General features: G+C 44.8%; 15 protein-coding genes. 3 read left to right on the forward strand and 12 right to left on the reverse strand.

The features are described 5' to 3' along the window. Nucleotides 1-89: 89 nt before the first annotated feature. Genes AB1L08_RS18570 through AB1L08_RS18580 form a run of 3 tightly spaced genes read right to left on the reverse strand, consistent with a single transcriptional unit; the run spans nucleotide 90 to nucleotide 2,144 of the window. On the reverse strand, nucleotides 90-515 hold the full coding sequence (locus tag AB1L08_RS18570) for a Fur family transcriptional regulator (protein ID WP_413066127.1): 426 nt from the start codon (nucleotides 513-515) through the stop codon (nucleotides 90-92). Nucleotides 516-525: 10 nt separating this feature from the next. After that, on the reverse strand, nucleotides 526-1,377 hold the full coding sequence (locus tag AB1L08_RS18575; protein ID WP_413066128.1) for a metal ABC transporter permease: 852 nt from the start codon (nucleotides 1,375-1,377) through the stop codon (nucleotides 526-528). Between the two features lie 26 nt (nucleotides 1,378-1,403). Then, nucleotides 1,404-2,144, reverse strand: a complete 741-nt coding sequence (locus tag AB1L08_RS18580; protein WP_413066129.1) for a metal ABC transporter ATP-binding protein — start codon at nucleotides 2,142-2,144, stop codon at nucleotides 1,404-1,406. A 144-nt stretch (nucleotides 2,145-2,288) separates the two neighbouring features. Between AB1L08_RS18580 and AB1L08_RS18585 the strand changes: the two genes are divergently transcribed. Next, nucleotides 2,289-2,543, forward strand: coding sequence for a DUF2624 domain-containing protein (locus tag AB1L08_RS18585; RefSeq protein WP_413066130.1), 255 nt, complete (start codon nucleotides 2,289-2,291; stop codon nucleotides 2,541-2,543). A gap of 41 nt (nucleotides 2,544-2,584) precedes the next feature. Here the strand turns inward: AB1L08_RS18585 and AB1L08_RS18590 are convergent, their stop codons facing one another. Then, nucleotides 2,585-3,490, reverse strand: coding sequence for a deoxyribonuclease IV (locus AB1L08_RS18590; protein WP_413066131.1), 906 nt, complete (start codon nucleotides 3,488-3,490; stop codon nucleotides 2,585-2,587). Nucleotides 3,491-3,517: 27 nt separating this feature from the next. Further along, nucleotides 3,518-4,834 carry a DEAD/DEAH box helicase gene (locus AB1L08_RS18595; RefSeq protein WP_413066132.1) on the reverse strand — a complete coding sequence of 439 codons (1,317 nt, stop codon included), beginning with the start codon at nucleotides 4,832-4,834 and terminating at the stop codon, nucleotides 3,518-3,520. A 153-nt stretch (nucleotides 4,835-4,987) separates the two neighbouring features. Here AB1L08_RS18595 and vrrA point away from each other — a divergent pair, with 153 nt between their 5' ends. Continuing rightward, nucleotides 4,988-5,554 carry a VrrA/YqfQ family protein gene (gene vrrA, locus AB1L08_RS18600; RefSeq protein WP_413066133.1) on the forward strand — a complete coding sequence of 189 codons (567 nt, stop codon included), beginning with the start codon at nucleotides 4,988-4,990 and terminating at the stop codon, nucleotides 5,552-5,554. 128 nt (nucleotides 5,555-5,682) lie between these two features. Then, a complete protein-coding gene (locus AB1L08_RS18605; protein WP_413066134.1) occupies nucleotides 5,683-6,639 on the forward strand; it encodes a 4-hydroxy-3-methylbut-2-enyl diphosphate reductase in 957 nt (318 codons plus the stop codon). Between the two features lie 262 nt (nucleotides 6,640-6,901). Here AB1L08_RS18605 and AB1L08_RS18610 read toward each other — a convergent pair whose 3' ends face one another. From AB1L08_RS18610 to AB1L08_RS18640, 7 genes are all read right to left on the reverse strand, one after another. Further along, entirely contained in the window at nucleotides 6,902-8,020 is a 1,119-nt protein-coding gene (locus AB1L08_RS18610) for a Nif3-like dinuclear metal center hexameric protein (protein WP_413066135.1), read from the reverse strand. Continuing rightward, nucleotides 8,017-8,721 (reverse strand): tRNA (adenine(22)-N(1))-methyltransferase, encoded by a 705-nt coding sequence (locus AB1L08_RS18615; RefSeq protein WP_413066136.1) that lies wholly within the window; start codon nucleotides 8,719-8,721, stop codon nucleotides 8,017-8,019. Before AB1L08_RS18615 ends, AB1L08_RS18610 begins: the two co-directional genes overlap by 4 nt. A 147-nt stretch (nucleotides 8,722-8,868) precedes the next feature. Beyond that, nucleotides 8,869-9,228: a cytochrome c550 gene (gene cccA / locus AB1L08_RS18620; protein WP_413066137.1), complete on the reverse strand. Its 360-nt coding sequence runs from the start codon at nucleotides 9,226-9,228 to the stop codon at nucleotides 8,869-8,871. Nucleotides 9,229-9,365: 137 nt separating this feature from the next. After that, on the reverse strand, nucleotides 9,366-10,508 hold the full coding sequence (locus AB1L08_RS18625) for an acyl-CoA dehydrogenase (RefSeq protein WP_413066138.1): 1,143 nt from the start codon (nucleotides 10,506-10,508) through the stop codon (nucleotides 9,366-9,368). A gap of 685 nt (nucleotides 10,509-11,193) precedes the next feature. Further along, nucleotides 11,194-12,324, reverse strand: coding sequence for an RNA polymerase sigma factor RpoD (rpoD, locus tag AB1L08_RS18630; RefSeq protein ID WP_413066139.1), 1,131 nt, complete (start codon nucleotides 12,322-12,324; stop codon nucleotides 11,194-11,196). 41 nt (nucleotides 12,325-12,365) lie between these two features. Continuing rightward, entirely contained in the window at nucleotides 12,366-14,180 is a 1,815-nt protein-coding gene (gene dnaG / locus AB1L08_RS18635) for a DNA primase (RefSeq protein ID WP_413066140.1), read from the reverse strand. A gap of 47 nt (nucleotides 14,181-14,227) precedes the next feature. Continuing rightward, nucleotides 14,228-14,677, reverse strand: a complete 450-nt coding sequence (locus AB1L08_RS18640) for a YaiI/YqxD family protein (protein ID WP_413066141.1) — start codon at nucleotides 14,675-14,677, stop codon at nucleotides 14,228-14,230. Nucleotides 14,678-14,964: the final 287 nt, after the last annotated feature.

Consider the following 14,964-nt stretch of genomic DNA (forward strand, 5'->3'; position numbering starts at 1 on the left):
TAAGCTAACCGTTACTTCTGCCTTCACGGCTCGGGACTTCCACCCTATAGACTGCGCCCATGCTGGGCGCACCAAAAAAAGAAGCCTGATTAGACGGCTTCTTTTTTACATTTCGGGCACTTTCCGTATATTTCAAATTTATGATCGGCGATGTCAAAACCACGCAAATCTTCCGTGACGAAGTTCATGGGACATGCTTCGATGGCCTTCGTCCACCCGCATTTCAGGCAAATGAAATGGTGATGGTGATCTTCCTTTAATCCGCACGTATAACGAAAATGTTTTTCACCTGCGAGTTCTGTCACTTCCAGGATGTCGAGCTCCAAAAACAAGGATAAATTTCTGTAAATTGTATCAAAACTTACGCCCGGATAATCTTCCTGCAACATTTCCAACATTTCTTTGGCAGTTAAATACTTGTTTTGCGATGCAAAAATCTCCAGCATGCGTTCTCTCTTATCAGTCAATTTATATCCGCTTTTTTTTACGGATTGAATCGCGTCAGCGATATGCATGATGTTCACCTCAACTTATTTTAAGCCGGAATTTATGCTTCAGATGCCGATAGGCAATAACAGCAAGCAAAATGGCAATTGAAATGACAACAATCGTTCCTCCGGGAGCCAAATCAAGATAGTACGCACCCGTTAACCCGCCAATGACAGACATTTCTCCAAAAATGACCGCAATAAGGATCGTTTGCTTGAAACCATTGGCCAATCTCATGCTCGCTGCCACCGGCAAGGTCATTAATGCAGAGACAAGCAATATCCCGACGATCCGCATGGAGGCGGCAATCACGAGAGCGATCATGAGTATAAATAATAAATGAATGCCCCTGGATGGGATCCCTGATGCTTTGGCATGTTCTTCATCAAAAGAAAGCAAAAACAATTCCTTATATAAAATAATGACAAGCGCAATGACACCCGCACCAACCAATGAAATGACCCATAAATCCGTTCGGCTTACGGCACTGACACTGCCAAATAAATAGTTTAACAGTTCCGTGTTGAATCCGTCGGCAAGGGAAATAAAAACAACCCCAATGCCAATTCCGCCCGATAAAATGATCGGAATGGCCAGCTCCTGGTAATGCGAATAAACAGTCCGCAGCCTTTCAATCGCCATCGCCCCTGCAACCGAAAAACCCATCCCGAAAAAGAGTGGATTCATTCCCGCAAAAAGCAATGTTTTCTTGCTCAGCAGCAAGCTGGCGGCAATTCCCGATAGCGTGACGTGGCTTAACGCGTCGGCTATGAGCGACAGCCGGCGGACGACAAGGAACGTTCCGAGCAGCGGCGCAATCAAACCGATCAGAAGTCCCGTCAAAAACGTATTTTGTAAAAATTCATATTGAGATATTGCGGCCAGCACCGCCACCACCAACCTTTTTCCATTGACTAGACACTGTGATAACCGGCATAAGAAAAATGTTTCGCCATCCTGACATTTTTATACTCGGCAGTATCCCCAAAAAAATTCAATTGCTTGTTTAAATATGCTACATGAGTTGCTTCATTCAATAATGCTTCGATATCGTGTGAAACCATTAATAAAGTGATGCCCATTTCCTTGCGCAATGAAGTAAGCAGCCTGTAAAATGAACGAACATTTTTCGCATCGACACCTACGGTCGGTTCGTCCAAAATCAAAACGTCGGGTTTGGCAACAATTGCTCTTGCGATAAACACACGCTGCTGCTGCCCCCCTGAAAGTTCTCCGATTTTCCTATTTGCATATTTTTCCAAACCGACTTGCCGGATCGCTTGATACACTTCCAGCTTATCCTTTTGCTTTAAAAAGCGGAACAACCCGATTTTTCGCGTTAAACCGCTGGCAACGACTTCAAATACAGTGGCAGGAAATCCCGAATTAAATGAATTGGCTTTTTGGGAAACGAATCCGATTCGCTCTTGCCGTTTAAACAAAGCCTGTCTTTGGCCAAACAGAAAAATTTCTCCCTCAACAGGCTTTAACAAACCCAAAACCAACTTTAACAACGTAGATTTTCCAGACCCGTTCGGCCCGACAATCCCCACGAAAGAACCTTCCGGCACAACCAAATCAATACCATCCAGCACAAGCTCTTCGTCATATCGAAAACGAACGTTTTTTAATTCAATCACCGGATCATTTATCATTTCATAACCGTCCTCTTAATAGGAATCATTCCGATTTACTATTATACATAAATATTTTTTCTTTGTAAATCTTTGCGCTTGAAAAATGAGTGTCACAGTTGCTGTTCTTTCGTCATAAGTATTTGATTAGGAGGTTTGATTGCGATGAATTTATTAAAAAACATGGTGAACTTCAAGGTGAACATGATCACAGGGGATGAATTGCTGAAATACGCGGACCAATTAAACATTCAACTGTCCAAGACCGAAGCTGAAAAAATCGCTGCCTATTTGCGGGGAAAAAATTTTGATATTTTTGATGAACGCACCCGGGCAAAACTCGTTAGAGAAGTCGCCAAAATTACAGGTCCCAAAACGGCTAAGGAAATCAATAAGCTGATGATCCAATTTACAAGCTAGGCAGAAAAAGAAAGCCAGCAGGGCCGGCTTTCTTTAAGCTGCTATTGTACGAGGGTTTCCCCCATGATATGTTCTCTCATTTGTTTATCAAATGAACGGTTTTTGATCATCGCAATTTCATGCTTGTACGGCGGTTTTTTATTTTTCTTGTCAGTGCCTACATACGGCGTTTCCAAGATTTTCGGCACATCGGCCAAAGCCGGATGATACACCACATTGGCCAGTGCTTCAAACCCAATATGGCCAAAGCCAATATTTTCATGGCGGTCTTTTCTGGCGCCCCGTTCATTTTTGCTGTCATTGACATGTACCACTTTAACCCGGCTGATCCCGATCATTTTATCAAATTCTTCCAGTACCCCATCAAAATCGTTGACGATATCATATCCGGCATCATGCGTATGGCATGTGTCAAAGCAGATGGACAGCTTTTCGTTATGGGTGACCCCATCTATGATTTGGGCCAGCTCCTCAAATGTCCGGCCGCATTCGGAGCCTTTCCCGGCCATCGTTTCCAATGCGATTTGCACCTTTTGGTCTTTGGTGAGCACCTCGTTTAAGCCTTCAATAATTTTTTTGATGCCTTTTTCCGTACCTTCTCCCACATGGGCGCCCGGATGAAGAACGATCTGTTTTGCTCCGAGTGCCTCCGTCCTTTCAATTTCCGACTGGAGAAATCGGACGCCGAGTTCAAAGGTGGCGGGATTGACTGTATTTCCGATATTGATAATGTACGGTGCATGGACGACCAAATCTCCAATGCCGTTTTCCTTCATATGGGCAATTCCAGCTTCAATATTTAAATCTTCGATGTTTTTTCTTCGCGTATTTTGCGGTGCGCCCGTATATATCATCATCGTATTGGCGCCGTACGAAGCCGCTTCTTCACTTGCTCCGAGCAGCATTTTTTTCCCGCTCATCGATACGTGGGACCCAATCTTTAACATTTCCCCTCATCTCCCTTTTGATCCAAACTATTGTTTGTTGCGTTTTTGCAGGCGCCGTTCCCGCTTTTTTATTTTTTCAATTTCGGCTTTCATTTTCTTTTTATAACCAGGTTTTACTTTTTTCGGTTTCTTTACAAAAAGATGGGCTTTTGTCATAGTGGATTCGCCTGATTTTTTCCGTTTCTTCCGCCGGTTCCAATCCGGCAATTCAATCCATTCACCATCCTGAAGGTCACGGTAGTCAAACCCCATCCCCTGTTTTTCCAAGCGATTAATCGCATCTTCATCAGACGGTTCATATATTGTTATGGAGACCCCTTCGTTTCCGGCTCTGGCGGTCCGGCCTGACCGATGGATATAAAAGTCAAGGTCCCGCGGCAATTCGTAATGGATAATATGGCTGACCCCTGGTATATCAATTCCTCTTGCTGCCAGGTCAGTAGCCACGATATATTGGAATTCCAGGTCGCGGATTTGTTTCATCATTCTCTTGCGTTCGCGCGGATTTAAATTGCCATGAATTCTGCCGACTTTCAGACCCTTTTCTATTAATCGTTCTGCGACATCGTCCGCCATTTGCTTCGTATTGACAAAAACGATCGCCAGGAAAGGGTTAAAAGAACGAAGCATGAAGGAAAGAAAATCCATTTTATCCCGTCCCTTTAGCGGGACTAAAATGTGTTGAATATTTCTGGCTGAAGGGAGATTTGGATCCACCTGTTCAAACATGGGGTTTTCCATATATTTTTTTAAAAAGGGCTTCAATTTTTCGGGAATCGTCGCCGAAAAAACATACATTTCCAAATCAGTTGGCATTCTGCCCGCCACTTGGTCGACATCATGGATAAAGCCCATGTCAAACATTAAGTCAGCTTCATCAATGACAAGAATGGAGGCCCTGTGGACAAATAATGCTTGCTCTCTTACAAGGTCATGAATTCTTCCCGGTGTTCCGATGACAATATGGGGCTGGTGTTTTAATTTTTCAATTGTCCGCTGTTTATCGGTGCCGCCCGTATAATTGCGAATAACGATTGTGCCTTCGGGAAGATGTTTGATGAGCTTTAATGCCTCATGATAAATTTGGCTTGCCAATTCCCTTGTCGGGGCAAAAATTACAGCCTGAACTTGCTGTACCGCCGGATTGATTCTTTGAAGAATCGGCAATAAATACGCGTGTGTTTTGCCGGTTCCTGTTTGAGATTGGCCAATGGCACTCTCCCCTTTTAAAATAAGCGGGATCATTTTTTCTTGAATCTTTGTCGGTTTATGGAATTTCAGATCTTGAATCGCCTGTTCAATAAATCCATCAAAACGGTAGCGTTCAAATTGATGTTCAGCCAAATGGCTCACTCCTTAAAATGGGGAACGGCTCCCCTGCTGAAAGTTTATTATAAATGAAAACAGCTTTTACTACAACAAACCTGGCGTCCAATCGCTTTTGCCAAACTTGCATAAAGTAAAATCAGCAAAAAAATGTGCGAAAGGAGGATATGCATGCCACCAGGAAATTTTGGAAGAATGCCGCCGCAAGGCTTATTTGGCCGGCCAGGAGGATTGGGAGGATGGCCCGGGCGGGGCGCCATGCCGCCGGGAGTCGGAATGGGCGGAAGAGGCGGCCTGCTCCAGGGATTGTTTCAGCGCCAGCCTCCTGCAGGCGGAATGGCTTCGGGATTTGCAAGGGCACCCCAAACCGGAGGCTTTTTGCAAAACCTTATGAACCCGGGTTCGATCCATTCCTTTTTAAACAATACCCAGCAAGTGTTAAAAACAGCCCAGCAAATCGGCCCGATGGTGCAGCAATACGGCCCATTGGTAAGAAACTTGCCTGCAATGTGGAGATTATATAGGAGCTTTAAGTCCGATCCTTCCGCCGATGAGACGGAAAGTACAACAGAAAGTACTGAAGAAAGTGCTGAAGAAAGCCTAAGCGAAACGCCGGAAAAGAAAAAGCCAAAAAAAGCGGTAAAAAAAGAAACTGAAGACGGAGAACAAAAAAACAAACAAGAACAGAAAGCGCGGAAGCGCACAGGAGGAAAGTCCGTGCCGAAATTATATATATAGGTTTCTCGGGACCCCTTAATAACCGTTTGCCTTTCTGAACGGTTATTTGGCTTTTCCTGCGCTGTTATATATAATGAGATTATAAGATCGGCAGATTGGCATTACCGGTTAAGTCAGGAGGATATTCAATGCAAATTATCAAAATTTCTCCGCGCGGCTATTGTTATGGCGTGGTGGATGCAATGGTGATTGCACGAAATGCAGCATTAGACAAGACGCTCCCCCGTCCCATCTATATTTTGGGCATGATTGTTCACAACAAGCACGTAACAGATGCTTTTGCCGAAGACGGCATCATAACGCTTGACGGACCCGACAGAAAAGCAATCTTGGAAAAAGTGGATAAAGGGACGGTGATTTTCACTGCCCACGGGGTTTCCCCGGAAATAAGAGAGCTTGCAAAGAAAAAAGGGCTGACGACACTGGATGCAACCTGCCCGGATGTCACAAAGACCCATGACCTCATCAGGCAAAAAGAAAAAGAAGGCTACGATGTCATTTATATCGGCAAGAAGGGGCATCCCGAACCGGAAGGAGCCGTTGGCGTGGCACCGAGTATTGTTCACCTTGTTGAAACGATTGAAGACGTGGAAGAGCTGAATGTGAACAATGATAAAATCATCGTTACAAACCAAACGACGATGAGCCAATGGGACGTAGCCGCGATCATGGATAAAGTGAAGGAAAAATATCCGCATGCCCAAAAGCATAAAGAGATCTGCCTGGCCACGCAAGTCCGCCAGGAAGCAGTGGCAGAACAAGCGGGAGAAGCCGATGTTTTAATCGTTGTCGGCGATCCGATGAGCAATAATTCGAACCGTCTCGCGCAGGTTTCGGAAGAAATTGCCCATACGAAAGCATATCGGGTCGGAGATGTTTCCGAAATTAATGTTGATTGGCTAAAAGATGCCAAAAAAGTGGCAGTTACAGCCGGAGCTTCTACGCCAACACCGATTGTAAGGGAAGTCATTTCATTTCTAGAACAATTTGATCCCGAAGATCCTTCAACATGGGTCCGCGAAAATAAAGTTCCTTTAAGCAAAATCCTTCCCAAAGTCAGAAAGCCGAAGCTCGAAGCAAAATAACATAAAGAGGCAAGGCGCCATCATCTTTCAAATGGGGCCTTGCCTTTTCTTATAGTCGATGTTCAAAAAGCCGCCAAATGATAAGCGGCGAATCTCTTCGTTGGTTCGTTTCCGGCGGCGCTTATTTAAAAGCATACATTCCGCTCCGCAAAACAAGCCTCGACCTGCTTGCGACACATACACGATATGCCAGTGCCGACGTTGCCACAGGACGTGGCGCCTTTAGTCAGCCTTCTGATTTGTCAACTTTCTGAACATGCACTTATATAAAAATAAATGGATCCGTATTTTGTTCCGAAGGAATAAAAGCCACATCGTATCCTTGTTTTTCAGCGAGCTGCTCCATCCTCCGGGCTACACCGGCCTTCATGATTTTTTCGATATAATGTCCGGGATCAACAATATTGAGGCCGATATTCATGGCATCGTGGGCAGTGTGATAATAAAAATCTCCGGTCACATATACATCGGCACCTTTTCTTTTGGCGTGCTGGAAATATTTGTTCCCGTCTCCGCCCAGAACAGCCACTTTTTGAATCCGGGCATTTAAATCCCCCGTGACTCTGACACCGCCAGCATCCAATGATGTTTTAACATGAGCCGCAAATTGCTCCAAACTCATTTCTTCCTGAAGTTCGCCGATTCTTCCCAGTCCCAATTCCTTCCCTTTCAGAACAAGCGGGTAAAGATCGTACGCCGGTTCTTCATAGGGATGTGCTTTCAGCATTGCTGAAACGATTTTTTTCTCCAGTCTTTCCGGATAAATCGTTTCGATCTTTAATTCGGATACCTCTTCGAGTTTGCCCGCCTCCCCTATAAAAGGGTTTGTGCCGCTTCCGGGCAAAAAACGGCCGGTGCCCGGCGAGGAAAACGTACAATGGCTGTATTCGCCAATCGAACCGGCCCCTGCATCGCCCAACGCTTTTAAAACACGATCCACATGATTTAATGGCACAAACACTGCGAGTTTCCTGAGCTTTTCCTCGTAAGTGGGAACAAGCACCTTCGTGTTTTTGAGTTCAAGCGCTTCAGCAAGCAAGTCGTTGACCCCGCCTTCCGCCACATCCAAATTGGTGTGGGCCGCATAAACGGCGATGTCATGTTTGATCAGCTTTTCAATGATTCTTCCACCAGGTTCGTCAACCGCGATTTTTTTCAGGGGCCGGTAGACGATCGGGTGATGGGCAATAATGAGTTCGATGGCTTTTTCAATAGCTTCGTCGACAACATTTTCCAGCACGTCAAGAGCTACCATCACACGGGAAACAGGCTTATTCAATGTTCCGATTTGCAATCCGGCAGGATCGCCTTCCATCGCGTATTTTTTGGGGGCAAACTGTTCGAAAAGCTCAATGATTTGAAAACCATTTACTGTCTTCATGCCAACGCCTCCTTGACTAAGGCAATTTTTCTTAAAAACTCTTCCTTTTTGGTCAACGTATCCAGACGTGTTTGGGATCGATCCAGATTTTGAACTATTTTTTCCCAGCGCTGCAATTCGCCCCTCCATTTTTTGCGAAACGCTTCACTATTTTCCTTTAATAAAAAGGGGCCCAGCAGCAATTCTTTTTCAACATGCCGGTAAGGTTTCATCGGCTCTCCCCGCTGGGCAACGAGTACTTCATAAATTTTTTCCTCATCCTCCAAAATTTGTTCCGACACAAGCTCCCAGCCATTGTTCATAAGCCATTGCCGGATATGAACAGCTCCGATATTGGGCTGAAGAATAAGACGGGTTACCCCTGCCAGCTTAGCTTTTCCTTCTTCAAGAATGCGGGAAATTAACCGCCCTCCCATCCCGGCGATGATGATACAGTCCACCTCGCCTGCGGTCAGTACATGGAGGCCGTCTCCTTTTCTCACGTCCACGCAATCCCCAACCCCTGATTTTTTCACCTGCTGTTTGGCGGAGTGGAGCGGACCGTCAGCAATTTCCCCTGCAATGGCAAAAGATGAAATGCCCCGCTTGATGACATGGCATGGCAAATAGGCATGGTCGGATCCGATGTCGGCGATGCGCATTCCCCGGGGTATGCAGGAAACAACGGCTTGCAGCCGTTTTGACAAATGAACTTCATTCATGAAAGCTGCACCTCTTATTCCAAAAGCATCAGCAATAGATCATATTTGAAAAAAAGTTCTTTGCCAATGAAGCAAAGAACTTTTCTTGTTGTTTACCAGGAAATTAAAAAATGGCGCGTTGTAGTTTGTACACCGGCACTTACCGTTTTATTTTAAATTAGAAACCCATTCGGCCATTTCCTCGATGTTTTCTGCTGGCACCAATCCGGGAGGCATGCCGCCGCGGCCGTTTGTCAAAATGTCGGCAACTTCATCTTTTGACAGTCCTGTTCCGTGAAGACTCGGAGCGCCGCCGCCCCCTTCAAGGTTTTCACCATGGCAGGAAATGCATGACTTGTTGGCATATTCTTCGGGATCAAATTCTGCGGCTACTTCTTCTTTTCCGCCGCCCTCCTTTTCTTTCGCAATTTCCTTGGCATCGCCCAACCCTTTGATTCCAAGAAAAAAAACAAGTACAAGACCCAAAGCCATAATTAAATAATATGGTATGAGCGGATTTCGTTTCATGACTTACCCTCCTTATGTAATCATGCATGTATTAAATATAAATTATGCAAACAACTTCATTTTACTCGAAAATGAAGAGAAGGGAAAGTGTTCGGGGCTTGTTTTGCGCTTTTTTCGATATTTGGACAAATTAATCGTTAATGACATCCCACTTCTCTTGCAATGACCATCCGTTGTACCTCAGATGTTCCTTCCCCTATTTCCAAGAGCTTGGCATCCCTCATCATCCGTTCCACTTCATATTCCCGCATATAGCCATACCCGCCATGGAGTTGGACAGCCTGATCGGTTATTTCCATACAAATTTCGGAGGCAAATAGTTTGCACATGGACGCTTCCTTGGAAAACGGACGTCCCTGGTCTTTCAGCCATGCAGCTTTATATACCATATTCCGGGCGAGCTCAATCTTCATCGCCATATCTGCCATTTTAAACTGGGTCACTTGAAATTGTGATAACGTTTTCCCAAACTGTCTCCGCTCCTTCACGTATTGGAGGGACTTGTCAAATGCCGCCTGGGCGATTCCGACAGCCATTGCACCAATGCCGATTCTGCCTCCATCCAGCGTTTGCAGAAATTGCTTAAAGCCTTCCCCTTTTTTCCCAAGCAAGTTTTCTTTGCCGACCCTCACATCTTCCAATACAAGCTCCGTTGTATCCGACGCATGGAGTCCCATTTTTTCATAATCTTTTATAATGGTAAAGCCCTCGGCATCAGTAGGAACGATGATGGCACTGATTTCCTTTTCTCCGTCTTTTTCCCCGGTAACGGCTGTCAATGCCAAATGTTTCGCAAAGGAAGCATTGGTAATAAAGCATTTGTTTCCGTTGATGACATACTCATCACCATCCAACACTGCTGCCGTTTTTGTCCCGCCGGCATCAGACCCGGCGTTCGGTTCTGTCAGCCCGAAGGCACCGAGGGATTCTCCGGTACAAATGGGCACCAGGTATTTTTCTTTCTGCTCGGGCGTACCAAACATGTTGATTGGGGCTCCGCCAAGGGAAATGTGTGCAGAATACGTTATTCCTGTAGAGGCGCAGGCACGGCTCAGTTCTTCCGTAACAATGGCAAAACTGATCGTATCGGCACCGGCTCCGCCATATTCTTCGGGAAACGGCAGTCCCATCATGCCAAGTTCGGCAAGTTTTTGAAAAATTTCACGAGGAAACTGTTGATTTCGATCTCTTTCCACAGCACCCGGCGCAACTTCTTCCCGGGCAAATTCTCTAATTGTCTGCCTGATCATCGTCTGTTCAGAAGTTAAATCAAAATTCATATACTCTTCCCCTCTCGCCTTTTGTATCCGCTTTCAGATTTCATTATAATTTTAATTATGCTTTCTCTCAACTAATATCCATATTACCGACAAAATTATTTTTCTGATATAATAAAAAATAAAAAATGATCACTAGTAATTAACATGTTTTTTATTTCAATATAATGTTTTGTGTAGATGAAAAAATGATCGACAAAATTTGGCAAAATCCCGGTTTGCAAAAAGGAGGGGAATTCAGTAAAATAAATGCAATTAGCGGATGGCCGATATGGCCCCTTGCCCATCGACGTACAGACTGAGCTGAAATGTGGAAGACGGCCGCTTAGGGGCGACAAGCGCTGGAGGGCAATACAGCGAAGTCGTTCTTTGACTTCGTTGGATTGACCGCAGCGACCTCGTGCCCCTGCCGTCTGCAGCTAGACAAAAGTGCCTCTAACGAGATAAAGGAAACACGGCGAGGAACGCGGGCCCAGGCTGCAACGTCCTCGAAAAAGCTTACGGCTTTTTCTTCGTGCGCTGACGATGCTGTCGAAGAAGCTTTCCTTGTCCTGTCGCTTCGCCTGCACTAGCCCGTCCTGTGCGTCGGAGCTAGACACAGAAAAAACTTCTTTTGAAGATCAATTTTCTTGGCAAGTTATACTTTACTTGAAAAAATACCCCCGAGGACGAGGGTATTAAAACAATTCTATTCAAGAAAATCTTTCAGGCGCTTGCTCCTGCTTGGATGACGCAGCTTTCTTAATGCTTTTGCTTCTATTTGCCTAATACGCTCGCGGGTTACGCCAAAGACTTTTCCAACCTCCTCGAGCGTGCGGGTACGGCCGTCATCGAGTCCAAAGCGGAGGCGCAATACATTTTCTTCACGATCCGTCAACGTGTCAAGCACATCTTCAAGCTGCTCTTTTAACAGTTCATAGGCAGCATGGTCTGAAGGAGAGGTCGCTTCCTGGTCTTCAATGAAATCACCCAGATGTGAATCGTCTTCTTCACCAATCGGTGTTTCAAGCGAAACGGGTTCTTGGGCTATTTTTAAAATTTCACGAACCTTGTCGGGTGTCAAATCCATTTCTTCCGCAATTTCCTCAGGCGATGGTTCCCGTCCGAGATCTTGCAGCAATTGGCGTTGCACCCTGATGAGTTTATTAATTGTTTCAACCATATGGACCGGAATCCGGATCGTTCTGGCTTGGTCTGCAATTGCCCTTGTAATTGCCTGGCGGATCCACCAGGTAGCGTAGGTGCTGAATTTAAACCCTTTCCTGTGGTCAAACTTCTCAACTGCTTTGATAAGGCCCATATTTCCTTCCTGGATCAAATCGAGAAACAGCATGCCGCGGCCAACATAGCGCTTCGCAATGCTGACAACAAGCCTTAAGTTTGCTTCAGCCAGCCTTTTTTTTGCTTCTTCATCGCCTTTTTCAATCCGTTCTGCCAGCTCTACTTCTTCTTCGGCAGACAAAAGGTCCACTCGCCCGATTTCTTTTAGATACATGCGAACCGGATCATTGATTTTAACCCCGGGAGGAACACTCAAATCGTTGAGATCAAATTCTTCTTCTTCTTTTTCAATTTGGTGAATGTCGGGATCCACGTCATCTTCGTCGGCATTATCTTCCAGCAATTCAATCCCGTGATCACTCAACACCTCATAAAACTCATCCATTTGGTCGGAATCTAAATCGTAGTGGGCCAGGTTGCTGGCAATTCCTTCATATGTTAAAGTTCCTTGTTTTTTTCCTTGCTCAAGCAGTTGATCCTTTGCCTGTTCTAGGGTAAGTTCTGTTTCAGATAAATTGGAACGTGCTTTTTCAGCCATACGTCCCCCTCCTTCCAAACATTTCGATACGACTACAAAGACTACATATATGATAAAGATTTGCGAAGCTCGATGATTTCCTTCGCAATTTCCATTGCTTTTTCAAGGTTTTTATTGCGTTCTGCCGTTCTTTGCTCAAGTTGCTTTTCTTTTATCATTAACATTTTCCCATGTTTCAACACATGATTAACGCAATCTTTTAATTCTTGTTCGGTATATTCAAGATCCATCGTCATCATTTCTATTTCTGTTACGATGGCCCTCAAATTTTTATCCGGCAAAAAATGTAGAAATAAAGACGGATCAGGTCTATTCCCTTCTTCAAAATAACCCAACAGATAAGTGATGATCGCTTGATGTTCCTCATGGTGAAAAGGCTGGCCGCCAAGCATATCCATAACCCGGTATGCCACATCTTTATCCCGCAGCATTCTGGAAATGAGCTGTCTTTCCGCAAGAAAATGGGCCTGAGGCACCCTTTCTCCTTTTATCTGAACGGGGAGATGCGGCTCTTCCCGGCGGGGTTTCGGTTTTTTCCTTTCGCCGGCCATCCGTTTTTCAAGCTGATCCTGGAGTACTTCCAGCGACAGGGAAAATTCTTCGGCAAGCTGCCGCGTATATAGGTCCCTTTCCACCGGATTGTCGAGCGTACTCAGCTCCCTCATCACTTCTTCGATATACTCCAGCTTTTCCCCTTCATTTTGCAAATTTTTATCCAATCTGAAGTATCGAAGCTTAAATGCTGTCCAAGTCAAAGGATTCCCAATTACATCAGAACGAAATTTTTCGGCCCCGTGTTTTTGGATATAATCATCGGGATCAAGCCCCTTGGGCAGCATGGCCACCTTTGTTTCCATTCCATGCTGAAATAGAAGCTTGCCTGCACGGTATGCAGCTTCAATTCCTGCGCGGTCGGAATCAAAACAGATGATAACAGCATCACAGAGCCGTCTCAGCAAGTGAATATGATTTTCCGTCAGGGACGTTCCCATCACGGCCGTTCCGTTTCTAACACCGGCATGGTCGGCGGATATAACATCCGCGAAGCCTTCAAACAGGACTGCAAATCCTTGTTTGCGTACTTCGCTTCTTGCGCCATAATAGTTATAAAGCAAGGAACTTTTATTGAAAATCGGCGTTTCGGGCGTGTTTAAATATTTCGGATGATCGTCAACGGACAAGGAACGGGCAGAAAAAGCCACGAGTTTTCCTTTCGTGTCCGTGAGGGGAAACATGAGCCTGTTCCGAAAACGGTCGAAATAGCCTTCCCCGTTCTCTTTCTTGATGATTAATCCGGCCTTTTCCATTTCACTTTCAGAAAAACCGTGCTGCTTTAAATATTTGACGGCAATATCCCATTCCGGCAAAGAATACCCGATTTGAAACTTACGTATACTCTCAACAGCCATGCCCCTTGATGTTAAATAATCCAATGCCCCGGCACCTTCGTTCGTATTCATGAGCAAATGGTGATAAAATTTCCCCAGCAATTCATGGGCATTCAACATGCGCTGCGCATGCGGCGGGACATGATGGCGGGCGGCAGAATCATGTGGCTTGATATCAAGCGGAACATTGCTTTTTTCTGCGATAATGGCCGCCGCTTCCTGGAACGTTACGCCCTCTGCCTCCATGATGAAATTAAAAACATTTCCGCCGGTTCCACAGCCAAAACAATGAAAGATCTGTTTTTCGGCGGTGACGGAAAAGGAAGGTGTATTTTCATGGTGAAAAGGGCATAATCCAAAATAATTTCTCCCATGTTTTTTTAACTGGACATATTCACTTATAATATCGACAATATCAACAGACTGCCTTAGTTCAATGATTTTTTCTTCAGGAATTCTTGCAGCCATGTCAACATCCCCATCTATTATCATTTTTAACAATTATTTACCACAATTCAATCTAAATCATCATATTTCGACAAAATCTTCCGAAGGGAACTTAAAAAATGATGTCGATCGGCATTCCCAAATGCTTTCGGCCCTTTTCCGAAATTTCCCCGTTCACGCTCCTTTCGGGCCCAGTATCGAAATTGCAGGGCCATATCCATCTGATCCTCGCGATATATCTTGCCGTTTGGAGAAAGGACAAATGCCCCCTTTTGGAGAGCCAGGCTTGCCAACCCAATATCCTGCGTGATAAGGATATCCCCGCTTTTTATATGATTCAGAATATACATATCACTCGCCTCGGCTACAGGATCTACAAAAGTCCACTGTTCATCTTCCGGAATGAGGCCCGGTCTGTGGTTATGGGAGGCTACGAATAAAACTTTTTCGTTTCTTTCCGAAGCAATGGAAGTCACCTCGTTTTTGACAGGGCAGGCATCGGCATCGACAAAAATCACTCTTTTTTTATCGGCATAACTATTTATTCTGCATCCCTCCGCAGATTCCTTCTTATTTTTTTATTTTCCATAAATGATCGTCGTTTGAAATTGATTCACAATAAATAGTCTATTCTTTCATTCCTTTGTCTAAACCTTTTTTTATTTGTTTAAACACAATTTTTTATTATAGCGTAATATGGATGTTTTGACCAGGACAAACACTCGAAAGCAGCTTTGAGGAGTAAATTTATGTTTTTTAGTCCTTAAAACAGAAAATGCACTTATCCACAGATGTAAAAATTTAC

It is taken from the genome of Siminovitchia jepli, assembly GCF_047228825.1.
Taxonomy (GTDB): Bacteria; Bacillota; Bacilli; order Bacillales; family Bacillaceae_C; genus Siminovitchia.

What these genes read in the sequence shown, in the direction of transcription:
- dnaG (WP_413066140.1), bottom strand. Translation starts at nt 14,180, where the DNA reads ATGGCTGCAAGAATTCCTGAAGAAAAAATCATTGAACTAAGGCAGTCT.
- AB1L08_RS18615 (WP_413066136.1), bottom strand. Translation starts at nt 8,721, where the DNA reads ATGAATGAAGTTCATTTGTCAAAACGGCTGCAAGCCGTTGTTTCCTGC.
- rpoD (WP_413066139.1), bottom strand. Translation starts at nt 12,324, where the DNA reads ATGGCTGAAAAAGCACGTTCCAATTTATCTGAAACAGAACTTACCCTA.
- AB1L08_RS18610 (WP_413066135.1), bottom strand. Translation starts at nt 8,020, where the DNA reads ATGAAGACAGTAAATGGTTTTCAAATCATTGAGCTTTTCGAACAGTTT.
- AB1L08_RS18580 (WP_413066129.1), bottom strand. Translation starts at nt 2,144, where the DNA reads ATGATAAATGATCCGGTGATTGAATTAAAAAACGTTCGTTTTCGATAT.
- AB1L08_RS18625 (WP_413066138.1), bottom strand. Translation starts at nt 10,508, where the DNA reads ATGAATTTTGATTTAACTTCTGAACAGACGATGATCAGGCAGACAATT.
- vrrA (WP_413066133.1), top strand. Translation starts at nt 4,988, where the DNA reads ATGCCACCAGGAAATTTTGGAAGAATGCCGCCGCAAGGCTTATTTGGC.
- cccA (WP_413066137.1), bottom strand. Translation starts at nt 9,228, where the DNA reads ATGAAACGAAATCCGCTCATACCATATTATTTAATTATGGCTTTGGGT.
- AB1L08_RS18570 (WP_413066127.1), bottom strand. Translation starts at nt 515, where the DNA reads ATGCATATCGCTGACGCGATTCAATCCGTAAAAAAAAGCGGATATAAA.
- AB1L08_RS18585 (WP_413066130.1), top strand. Translation starts at nt 2,289, where the DNA reads ATGAATTTATTAAAAAACATGGTGAACTTCAAGGTGAACATGATCACA.
- AB1L08_RS18605 (WP_413066134.1), top strand. Translation starts at nt 5,683, where the DNA reads ATGCAAATTATCAAAATTTCTCCGCGCGGCTATTGTTATGGCGTGGTG.
- AB1L08_RS18590 (WP_413066131.1), bottom strand. Translation starts at nt 3,490, where the DNA reads ATGTTAAAGATTGGGTCCCACGTATCGATGAGCGGGAAAAAAATGCTG.